Source organism: Kitasatospora sp. NPDC059571 (assembly GCF_042735675.1).
In the GTDB taxonomy this organism is placed as follows: Bacteria; Actinomycetota; Actinomycetes; order Streptomycetales; family Streptomycetaceae; genus Kitasatospora.
This window is the reverse complement of record NZ_JBHWBW010000116.1, coordinates 9,180-18,979: the sequence shown is the minus strand read 5'-3', so window position 1 is coordinate 18,979 and position 9,800 is coordinate 9,180. Positions and strand designations below refer to the sequence as shown.

Below are 9,800 nucleotides of genomic sequence, written 5' to 3'. Positions count from 1 at the left end.
AGCGCCGATGGTACTGCAGGGGGGACCCTGTGGGAGAGTAGGACGCCGCCGAACAAACTTTCAGGAAGCCCCCCACCCGTGACGGGTGGGGGGCTTCTCGCATTTTCGGACGTGTTCACGGAGCGATCGGCAGAGGCGGCGGGCGCCGACAGGGGTTACTCTTCGCCAATGCAGAACCTGACCCTTACGTGGCAGACGGCCGGCACCGCGTCCGTGGTGATGCTGGCGTCGGCGTTCGCGGTCGGGCGGGGCGGCCGCCGGCCCGGGGTGACGGCCGTGCTGCGGGAGGCGGGTGCGCTGCTCGGGCTGTTCGCCCTGTGGCAGCTCGTGGGGCACCTGTCGGTGATGAGCACGGACCACGCGCTCGACCGGGCGGACTGGATCCACCGCACCGAACTCTCCCTCGGCCTGCCGGACGAGGTGACCTGGCAGCGTGCGGTGCTGCCGCACCACTGGCTGATGACGGCGAGCAACTACTACTACGCGACGATGCACTTCGGCGTGATGCTCGTCCTGCTGCTCTGGATCTTCGTGCGGCACCGGCCGTACTACCCGTGGCTGCGGACGACGGTGGTGCTGACCACGGCGGCCTGCCTGCTGGTGCAGTTCCTGCCGGTGGCGCCGCCGCGGATGCTGCCGCAGGACGGCTTCGTGGACGTCGCCGTGCAGTACGGGCAGTCGGTGTACGGCGGCGCGGTCGGCGGGGTGGTGCCCGACCAGCTGTCGGCGATGCCCTCCGTCCACGTGGCCTGGTGCGTCATCGTCGCGGTGGCGGTGATCCGCATCTTCCGCTCGCCGTGGCGCTGGCTGGTCGTGCTCCACCCGCTGGTCACCATCGCCGTCGTGGTGGTGACCGCCAACCACTTCTGGGCGGACGGCGTCGTGGCCGTCGGCCTGCTGCTGGTCGCCTACCTCGTGCAGTACGCCTGGAACGGCTGGCGGCCCGCCCAGGAGACCGCGGCGGCCGCCGCCGGCGAGGCGACGGCCGACCGGGAGCGGTCCTCCGTCCGCGGCTGAGGCCCGCCCCGGACTCGGAGACCACAGGGGCGGCGGAGGCCGCGGGATCGGCCCCGGACACGACGGTGGGCCGGGCCCCGTGGGGGAGAGGCCCGGCCCACCCGTTCCCGGGGGTGCTACTTCAGCGGCAGGGAGAGCCGTCCGACGCTGCCGCCGGTCAGGGCCAGCGTGGCCGAGTACCAGGCGGACAGGCCGGCGACGGCCGCGACCCAGCCGGCGACCTTGAGGAGGCCGCCGCTGCTGCCGAAGGTGGCGACGGCGCTGAGCAGCATGGAGAGGGTCAGCAGGCCGTAGACGGCCCGGCCGAGCAGTCCGCCGCCGGCCCAGCTGGCCGCGGTCAGGGTGAGCGCGAGGAGCGCCCACAGCAGCAGGAAGAGCCCTGCAGCGTTCTTGCCCGCGCCGCCCGCGGCCGACCAGGTCGCCCAGAAGGCGCCGAGGGTGGTGAAGGCGGTGCCGGTGAACCGGTCGCCGCCGCGGAGCTGCCAGAGACCGGCGATGAACAGGGCGAGCCCGCCGACCAGGTTGGTCAGGGTGGTGGCGTCCTTGGCACCGGCGCCGCTGAGCACGCCGGTGGAGAGCAGGCCGTACGCCAGAAGGGTCAGTCCGAGGGCCAGGTATCCGAGGGGACCCGCGTCGGCTCCTGCGGGTCGGGCGTTCGCCCCGGTAGCTTCGTTGCTCACCGGAGGCTCCTTTCACTGGGTGCCGGGATGGCGGCGGTGAAGTCGGTGGGGGCCGCTCCGGGCACGGCGGTGCCGCGGCGCGGTGAAGGTGCACGGACGTGCGGTGGAGTGGTTGCGCGATGCCGGGCCGCGGGCGCACGGACGGTGCGTGCGGGCGGTGGGCCGGCGAGTGAGGAACCAGCGGCAGCGCCGCTGGTCGGATGCCCCTCCGGGGGGATCCCCGGTGATGTCGGTGTACCCGCCCACGCTGCCTTGTACCCTTGTGAATCACACAATTTGTACAGTCGTCAGCTGTCGGGTGGCGCTTCGCGACCGATTGCTGAACGGCAGTGAACGTCCGGGGGACTGCCGACTGGCGGAGTGTCAGGCGGTCCTGTCAGGAGGAGCGCTGCTGCGGCACTCTCAGGGTCAGGATCGCCATGTCGTCGGACGGCGGCTCCGGGGCGAAGCGCTCCACGGCGCGCTGGACCCGAGCGGCCACCGCGCCGGCGGTCAGGCCGGTGCAGCCGGTCAGCACGTCGGCCAGGCCGTCGTCGCCGAGCATCCGGGCGCCCTCGCGCCGCTCGGTCACCCCGTCCGTGACGCAGAGCAGGACCTCGCCCGGGGCGAGCACCAACTCCTCTGCGGTTAGCTCGAGTTCGTCCATCACGCCGAGCAGTGGCTGGGGCGAGGCGGCCTGGTCGACCCGGCCGTCGGTGCGCAGCCGCAGCGGCAGCGGGTGTCCGGCGCAGACCATCGACAGCGCGGTGGAGCCGTCCGGCCGCGGAGTCAGCTCGCCGTACAGCAGGGTGAGGAAGCGGCTGCGGGTGCCCTCGTCGAGGATGGCCGCGTTCAGGCGGGTGAGGACCTGCGGGGCGTCCAGCCCCTCGCGGGCCAGTAGGCGCAGCGAGTGCCGGGCGAGGCCGGTGACCGAGGCGGCCTCCGGGCCCGTGCCGCAGACGTCGCCGATGGCGAAGCCGTAGGTGCCCTCGCGGATCGGGAAGATGTCGTAGAAGTCGCCGCCGACCTCGTTGCCCTCGCCGGCCGCCTGGTAGAAGACCTCCACCTCGACGCCTGGGATCTTGGGCAACTCGGGTGGCAGCAGGGCGCGTTGGAAGGCCTGGCTGGTGGCGGTGCGCTCCGAGTAGAGCCGTGAGTTGTCGAGCGCGAGGGCGGCCCGGCGGGAGAGGTCCTCGGCGAGTTCGAGGATCTCCTGGCGGAAGCGCACCCCGGCGCCGACGCCGAGCACCAGCAGGCCGATGACCCGGTTGCGGGCGGCCAGCGGCAGCACGACGGTCTCGCCGAGCAGCCCGGCCAGTGCGGGGCTGTCGGCCAGTCCCTGGCCGCGCGCGGTGTCGGCGGGGCCGCGCCAGAAGCGGACGCCGGGGGTACGGGTCGCCTCCGGGGCCGGGGTCTTGTCGAGCAGGGCGCGCAGGGCGTCGATGCGGTCCTCGTCCTCGTGCAGGACGAAGGCCAGGTCGGGGCCGCCGGCCTGTTCGCCGGTGGTGTAGACGGCGCACCAGGAGGCCAGTGTGGGCACGGCCATCTGTGCCATGAGGGCGAGGGTCTGCTCGTGCTCCAGGGTGCCGGCGAGCAGGTCGGAGGCCTCCACCAGGAAGGACAGCGAGCCGCGGCGCAGCTGTTCGAGCTCGGTGAGCCGGGCGCTCTCCAGGGCGAGGGCGATCCGGTCGGCGGCGAACTGGAGCCGCAGCGCGTCCTCGTTGTCGTAGCGGCCGGGTGCGGCGGCGGCCACGCCGAGCGAACCGGTCAGCCGGCCCTCGACCTTGAGCGGGACGGTGATCAGGGAGCGCAGTGCGCTGCCGCTGAGCAGGGGTGCGGCGGCGGGCCGCAGGGCCAGGTCCTCGTGGACGGCCGGGAGCCGGGCGGAGTCGTAGCGGCCGGCGCCGGAGTCGATCGGCAGCCGGGCGTAGCGGCGGCCGGCCGCGGCGAGCCCGGTGGCCGCGCGCACCTCGAACTCGGTCTCGTCGTCGGTGGTGAGCAGCAGGTACGCGGCATCCGCGTCGAGGAGGTCGCGGGCCCGGTCGACGATCCGCTGGAGCAGGCCGTCGAGGTCGCCGAGGTCGGCGGAGGTGACCGGGCCGATCAGCAGGTCGAGCGGTTCGGCGGCGGAGGGCGTCTCCGCCGCGGTGCCGGGGCTGCGCAGAACGGCGCGGTCGGCCTCCTGGACCAGCAGGCAGAGCGTGGACGGGGTGCCGAAGGTGTCGCGCAGCCGGACCTGGACGCCGTACACCTCGATGGTCACGCCGTCGGCGGTGCGGATGCCGAAGCTGCCCTCCCAGCGGGCCAGGCGCAGGGTCTCGGCGAGGCCGAGCCCGATGCCGGCGGACTGCGGCCAGGCGGCGAGGTCGGCCCACGGGCGGCCGAGCACCCGGTCGGCCGGGTGGCGGAACAGCGCCTCGGCGTCGGTGTTCCAGCTGCGGACCAGTCCGTCGTCGTCGAGCTGGACCACGGCGACGCGCACCGGGCCGTCGGCGCCGGGGAGTTCGGTGCCGGGCAGGCTCGGGACGGCGTAGCGGGTGCCGAGCACGTGTTCGGGGAGCGGGAGGCGGAACCAGACGGTCTTGCGCCCGGCCGCGTACTCGACGCCCCAACAGGACGACAGGGCCGAGCACATGAGCAGTCCGCGGCCGCCCTCCCCGTCGGGGTCGGCGTAGCGCTCCGAGGCGGTGGGGACGTTGACGAAGGCGGGCAGGCCGCGTTCGGGGTGGCGGTCCGTCACCTCGATCCGGACGGTCTCGTCCTCGCGGATGCAGCCGACCTCGGCGGCGGTGCCGGCGTGCACCACGGCGTTGGTGACGAGTTCGCTGACCAGGACCACCGCGTCGTCGACGACCTCGGGCAGGCCCCAGCCGAGCAGCGCGTCCCGGACGAAGGCGCGGGCGGCGGCGGCCGACCGGTCGACCGGTTCGAAGGTGGCGGCTGCGCGCGCGGTGACCACGTGCCCACGACTCCTCTGCTCTGGTCCGGCTCTCCGGGGACTGCTTCGGCCGTCCTGCGCCCGTGCAGCGTTCCACCCTACTTTCCGCTAGGTACCCCGTGGGCCCGGGGCGTCGAAACAGATCCCGGAGGGTGATTCTGCCCACGGATACGTGCCGGTGCGGTGAACCCTGTGCAAGCGGACGGACACCGGGCGTCGGTGCTGACAGACTGGGGGGTCCGCAGCACCCGGCCGGCGCAGTACGGTCGAAGCGGCGCCGGTGGCCGGACACGGCCGCCGGTCCGCTCCCGAAAGGTACTGACAGCGGTACCGGACAGCCACGATGTGGGAGGGCCCCGTTGAGTTCGGCCACCAAGGACGCCATCGGCACGACCGGGGACGCGACCCGTTCCGGCGGCCGCCCGGCGCCGCAGGCCCGCGGCGCGGCGGCGCGGCAGCGCTCCGCCGCCCACGCCCGCGGTGCGGAGGCGGCCGACCTGCGCAAGCTGCTCGCGGCGCTCACGGCGATGCGCGACGGCAACTTCCGGCGCCGCCTGACCTTCCCCGGGGACGGGCCGCTGGCCGAGATCGCGGTGGTGTTCAACGAGATCGCGGAGCGCAACCAGCACCTCACCGGCGAGCTGGCGCGGGTGCGCCGGGCGGTCGGCCGGGAGGGCCGGCTCTCCGAGCGGCTGGAGACGGGCGCCGGCGAGGGCGCCTGGATGGCGGCGGTCGACAACTGCAACGCACTGATCGACGACCTGGCCCGGCCGATGGCCGAGGTGGGCCGGGTGCTCGGCTCGATCGCCGAGGGCGACCTCGACCAGCGGATGGAGCTGCGCTCGCTGCACACCAGCGGGGCGAGCTACCCGCTGCGCGGCGAGTTCCTCAAGGTGGGCCGCACCGTCAACGGGCTGGTCGACCAGCTGTCTGAGTTCACCGACGAGGTGACCCGGGTGGCCATCGAGGTGGGCACCGACGGCAAGCTCGGCGGCCAGGCCCGGGTGCGCAGCGTCTCCGGCAGCTGGAAGGACCTGGCCGACTCGGTCAACACCATGGCCGGCCGGCTGACCGCACAGGTGCGCAACATCGCCGAGGTGACCACCGCGGTCGCCAAGGGCGACCTGTCGCGCAAGGTCACGGTGGACGTCGCGGGCGAGATGCTGGAGCTGAAGAACACCGTCAACACGATGGTGGACCAGCTCAACTCGTTCGCCGCACAGGTGACCACGGTCGCCCGCGACGTGGGCACCGAGGGCCGGCTCGGCGGTCAGGCGCAGGTGCCGGGCGTGGCCGGCGTCTGGCGCGACCTCACCGACTCGGTGAACTTCATGGCGGCCAACCTGACCGCGCAGGTGCGCAACATCGCCGAGGTGACCACCGCGGTCGCCAAGGGCGACCTGTCGCGCAAGATCGAGGTGGACGCGCGCGGCGAGATCCTGGAGCTGAAGAACACCATCAACACGATGGTCGACCAGCTGTCCGGCTTCGCCGAGCAGGTGACGCGGGTGGCCCGCGCGGTGGGCACCGAGGGCATCCTCGGCGGCCAGGCGCAGGTGCCGGGCGTCGCGGGGGTCTGGAAGGACCTCACCGAGAACGTCAACTCGATGGCGAACAACCTGACCAGCCAGGTCCGCAACATCGCCCAGGTGACCACCGCGGTCGCCAAGGGCGACCTGTCGCAGAAGATCCAGGTGGACGCGCGCGGCGAGATCCTGGAGCTGAAGAACACCATCAACACGATGGTCGACCAGCTCGGGGCCTTCGCCGACGAGGTGACCCGGGTGGCGCGGGACGTCGGCACCGAGGGCATCCTCGGCGGCCAGGCGAGCGTGCCGGGGGTCTCCGGCACCTGGAAGGACCTCACCAACAGCGTCAACCTGATGGCGAACAACCTGACCAGCCAGGTGCGCAACATCGCCGAGGTGACCACCGCGGTGGCCCGCGGCGACGTGTCGAAGAAGATCACCGTCGACGCGAAGGGCGAGATCCGCGAGCTCGTCACCACCGTGAACACGATGGTCGACCAGCTGTCGGCGTTCGCGGACGAGGTGACCCGGGTGGCCCGCGAGGTCGGCACCGAGGGCATCCTCGGCGGCCAGGCCCGGGTGCGCGGCGTCTCCGGGATCTGGCGCGACCTGACCGACAACGTGAACTTCATGGCGTCCAACCTGACCGGCCAGGTCCGCAACATCGCCGAGGTCGCCTCCGCGGTGGCCCGCGGCGACCTCTCCAAGAAGATCACCATCGAGGCGCAGGGCGAGATCCTGGAGCTGAAGAGCACCATCAACACGATGGTCGACCAGCTGTCGGGCTTCGCCGAGCAGGTGACCCGGGTGGCCCGCGAGGTGGGCACCGACGGCACCCTGGGCGGCCAGGCGTCCGTCCCCGGCGTCGCCGGCATCTGGAAGGACCTGACCGACAACGTCAACCTGATGGCGAACAACCTGACCGGCCAGGTCCGCAACATCGCGCTGGTGATCACCGCGGTGGCCCGCGGCGACCTGTCGCAGAAGATCGACGTCGACGCCCGCGGCGAGATCCTGGAGCTCAAGACCAGCATCAACACCATGGTCGACCAGCTGGGCGCGTTCTCCGACGAGGTCACCCGCGTCGCCCGCGAGGTGGGCACCGACGGCCGGCTCGGCGGCCAGGCCCGGGTGCCCGGCGTGGCCGGCCGCTGGCAGGACCTCACCGAGTCGGTGAACGAGCTGGCGAACAACCTGACCCGGCAGGTCCGCGCGATCGCCCAGGTGGCCACCGCGGTGACCCGCGGCGACCTGTCGCCGCGGATCGACGTGGACGCGTCCGGCGAGCTCGACGAGCTCAAGGACAACATCAACCAGATGATCGCCAACCTGCGCGAGACCACCCGGACCAACAAGGACCAGGACTGGCTGAAGACCAACCTGGCCCGGATGTCCGGTCTGCTGCAGGGCCGCCGCGACCTGGAGGCGGTCGCCGCGATGATCATGACGGAGCTCACCCCGGTGGTCTCCGCCCAGCACGGCGCGTTCTTCCTGGCCCAGCCGACCGGCCGCACCGCCGAGCTGGTCACCGAGGACGACGACGAGAACGACTCCGTGCTCCGGCTGATCGGCAGCTACGGCTACCAGCGCCGGTCGATGCCCACCACCTTCCGGCCCGGCGAGGGACTGGTCGGCCAGGCCGCGGTGGAGCGCCGCTCGATCGTGGTCAGCCAGACCCCGCCCGGCTACCTGAAGATCTCCTCCGGCCTCGGCGAGGCCTCCCCGGCGCACGTGGTGGTGCTGCCGGTGCTGTTCGAGGGCCGGCTGCTGGGCGTGATCGAGCTGGCCACCTTCAGCCAGTTCACCGCCGTCGCGCTGGACTTCCTCAACCAGATCGCCGACCTCATCGGCGTCACGGTCAACACCATCAGCGTCAACACCAAGACCGAGGGCCTGCTGCTGGAGTCCCAGCGGCTCACCGCGGAGCTCTCCATGCGCTCCGCCGAGCTGGAGGCCCGCCAGGAGGAGCTGGAGCGCACCAACGAGGAGCTCCAGGAGAAGGCCGAGCAGCTCGCCCAGCAGAACCGCGACATCGAGATCAAGAACAGCGAGATCGAGGAGGCCCGGCAGATCCTGGAGGAGCGCGCCGAGCAGCTCGCCCTCGCCTCCCGGTACAAGAGCGAGTTCCTCGCCAACATGTCGCACGAGCTGCGCACCCCGCTCAACTCGCTGCTGATCCTGGCCAAGCTGCTCTCCGACAACAACGAGGGCAACCTCTCGCCGAAGCAGGTCGAGTTCGCCGAGACGATCCACGGCGCCGGCTCCGACCTGCTCCAGCTGATCAACGACATCCTCGACCTGTCGAAGGTCGAGGCGGGCAAGATGGACGTCCGCCCGGCGAAGATCGCCCTCGTCCAGCTCGTCGACTACGTGGAGGCCGCCTTCCGGCCGCTGGCCGCCGACAAGAACCTGGACTTCGCGGTCCGGGTCTCCCCGGACCTGCCGGTCACCCTGCACACCGACGAGCAGCGCCTCCAGCAGGTGCTGCGCAACCTGCTCTCCAACGCGGTGAAGTTCACCGACGCGGGCGCCGTCGACCTGCTGATCCGGCCGGTCACCAACGGCGAGGTCCCGCAGCACGTCCGCGAGCAGTTGCTGGAGGCCGGCACGATCGGCGACCCGGACGAGGAGCTGATCGCCTTCTCGGTCTCCGACACCGGTATCGGCATCCCCGGCAACAAGCTGCGGGAGATCTTCGAGCCGTTCCGGCAGGCCGACGGCGGCACCAGCCGCAAGTACGGCGGCACCGGCCTCGGCCTGTCCATCAGCCGCGAGATCGCCCGGCTGCTCGGCGGCGAGATCCACGCCGAGAGCGAGCTCGGCAGCGGCTCCACCTTCACGCTGTACCTGCCGCTGCGCGCCGAGGCGCCGGACGGTGCCGACCGCGCCGTCCAGCAGCCGCAGGTCCGCGCCGCGATCGGGGTCACCCCGGTCGGCGTGCCGGTGCCGGTCGGCGAGAACCCGGCCGAGCACTGGGCCCAGGAGGTGCGCGAGCTCGCCGAGGAGCGCCGCCGCGGCGCCGCCGAGCGCCGCCGGGCCGGGCACGGCGAGGTCGTCCGGCCGGCCCCCGCGCAGCACCTCGCGGGCGGCGGGCACGAGCAGTTCCCGCGGCAGCCCGAGGCCGACCGGCCCGGCGCGCCCGCGCAGTTCCAGGGCCGCTTCGAGGGCCAGCGGGTGCTGATCGTGGACGACGACATCCGCAACGTCTTCGCGCTGACCAGCGTGCTCGAGCAGTACGGCCTGACCGTGCTGTACGCGGAGAACGGCCGCGAGGGCATCGAGGTGCTGGAGCAGCACGAGGACGTCGCGCTGGTCCTGATGGACATCATGATGCCGGAGATGGACGGCTACGCGACCACCGAGGCGATCCGGCGGATGCCCCAGTTCGCGGGCCTGCCGATCATCGCGCTGACCGCCAAGGCGATGAAGGGCGACAAGGAGAAGAGCCTGGCGGCCGGCGCGACCGACCACGTCACCAAGCCGGTCGAGACCGACCACCTGCTGGCGGTCATGCGCCAGTGGCTGCCGGTCGGGTAGCCGCCACCGCCGCGGGGGCGGCGCCCCCCCGGGGGGCGCGCGGGGGCGCGCGCGGGGGGGGGGCCAACTGGGTGGGGGGGAGGGGCGGGGTCACCCCGCGCGGGGCCGCGCGCGCCCGCC

4 protein-coding genes are annotated in these 9,800 nt (G+C 72.7%); 2 read left to right on the top strand and 2 right to left on the bottom strand.

Annotation, left to right across the window (positions count from 1 at the left end):
* The first annotated feature begins 168 nt into the window (after window positions 1–168).
* Window positions 169–1,017 (top strand): phosphatase PAP2 family protein, encoded by an 849-nt coding sequence (locus tag ACFV0G_RS15905; RefSeq protein ID WP_380547000.1) that lies wholly within the window; start codon window positions 169–171, stop codon window positions 1,015–1,017.
* 116 nt (window positions 1,018–1,133) lie between these two features.
* Here the strand turns inward: ACFV0G_RS15905 and ACFV0G_RS15900 are convergent, their stop codons facing one another.
* Complete coding sequence (locus ACFV0G_RS15900) at window positions 1,134–1,697, bottom strand: GPR1/FUN34/YaaH family transporter (protein ID WP_380546998.1); 564 nt, start codon at window positions 1,695–1,697, stop codon at window positions 1,134–1,136.
* A 376-nt stretch (window positions 1,698–2,073) separates the two neighbouring features.
* A complete protein-coding gene (locus tag ACFV0G_RS15895; protein WP_380546996.1) occupies window positions 2,074–4,635 on the bottom strand; it encodes a SpoIIE family protein phosphatase in 2,562 nt (853 codons plus the stop codon).
* Between the two features lie 338 nt (window positions 4,636–4,973).
* Between ACFV0G_RS15895 and ACFV0G_RS15890 the strand changes: the two genes are divergently transcribed.
* The gene (locus ACFV0G_RS15890; protein WP_380546994.1) at window positions 4,974–9,680 is read left to right on the top strand and encodes a HAMP domain-containing protein; all 4,707 of its coding nucleotides are present in this window, start codon (window positions 4,974–4,976) and stop codon (window positions 9,678–9,680) included.
* The last annotated feature ends 120 nt before the right edge of the window (window positions 9,681–9,800 follow it).

Coding starts and splice junctions, on each gene's coding strand:
- ACFV0G_RS15905 (WP_380547000.1), top strand. CDS start 169: ATGCAGAACCTGACCCTTACGTGGCAGACGGCCGGCACCGCGTCCGTG.